The sequence below is a fragment of the Ruegeria sp. BHSB056 genome (assembly GCF_059613305.1).
Genome location: NZ_JBXWSG010000195.1, coordinates 1 through 1,425, shown reverse-complemented (window position 1 = coordinate 1,425; position 1,425 = coordinate 1). Strand labels below are relative to the sequence as shown.

At 55.9% G+C, this 1,425-nt stretch carries 1 protein-coding gene; it reads right to left on the bottom strand.

Going from position 1 to position 1,425, the window contains the following annotated elements; translation table 11 throughout:
* Positions 1-1,425, bottom strand: a 1,425-nt coding sequence (locus AC2FND_RS20275) for a B12-binding domain-containing radical SAM protein (RefSeq protein WP_496771497.1), incomplete at both ends; no start/stop codon positions are given.

The following is a 1,425-nucleotide window of genomic DNA, read 5'->3' as shown; positions in this document are numbered from 1 at the left end:
AATCGGCACGGGTTTCAAACAGCTCAGCCTGGTTCTCTTCCAGATAACCAGCCACTGCATTGCGGAACGGCTCCGGTGCCTGATCCAGAATCTTTTGCATATGCTTGATGATCTGGAACGGTCGGATGTCGAGAGAACGCGCCAGCCGGAAGGCTTCTTCGAAATTGTCTTCATAATAGAAGATCGTCAGAAGCAGATGGAAAACACGGGTGTCCAGATAATCTTGGAACGAGAAATTCTCGGACTGGACCACCATTTCCTCGGTCTCGACCACGGTTGGACCGTTATATTTGCCCAGGCATCGGGCAACGACCCGGTGCAGGGTTTTGAAACCAAATTCTTTGCGGCTGTCAGGATTGGCCAGTGGCGCGCCATGCAACAGCATCAGCTGGTGTGCCGCCACCCGGCTGACACCGGTTTCGATCAGCTTGTCGACCGCATCCATAAAGGATTCTTTGGTTTCACCCGGCATGCACAGGATCAGCTCGCCATAGGATTGCATGCCCTTTGAATGAAGCTCCTGCTGTACCTCGGTATAAGTATCCAGGCTGATGTTGTCGCGTTTGATGTTCTTCAGAACTACCGGATTCAGGGACTGGACCGACGAGGTCATTGGCAACCGGCCCTTGGCCTTGCGCATCACCTTGATGATCCGGTCGCCGCGGTTTTTGCCGGTGGTTGTCCGGATATATTTGGGCCAGTCGTATGTATCCATCAGATGGCCCAGATAGTCGGCCACTTCTTCGTCCTGCACATACATGCCGAAATTATCGTCAGCAAAACACAAGGGGCTGGCATGGTTGATGCGGGCCACGATGTAATCCAGATCGGCCTTAGTACGCTCGAACGAATGGCGGAAAACTTTCGAATTCGATTTGACCGCCGAGTTGCAGAAGGCACAGGTGAACGGACAGCCGCGGGCCAGCTGCATCAGTGCAAACAGGCCGGTATCAAAGAACTTGTCCATCAGCCCGGCAAGATAGGGTGACGGGATTTCGTCCAGATCGCGGATGCGGGGCGGCTCGCTCCCGCGCAGGATCTCTCCGGTTTTCGGATGCACGTAAAGCGCGCCATCGACGGCCTCTTCCCACATGCCTTCGCGGCGGGCGCCGACATCGATGAACCGTTGCAGCGTGCTGAGGAATGCACGCTCGCCCTCATAGGTGGGGCCGCGCACATGCATGTCGATCTGCGGCATGGTCCGGATCCAGCTGTCCTGCTCTTCTTCGGTCAGCGGGAAGTTGGGGCCGCCCATGAGGGTCAGAACATTGGGATTGATCGCCTTGACGTAATCCGCAAAGGACAAGGCCAGGTGGTGGTTCCAGGAATAGCTTGAGAAACCAATGACGTCGGGTATCGCCGCATCAATGGCTGCCTTCAATTCCTGAGGGTCGCGGAAGATTGCAACCTCCAACGGTGTCGGGC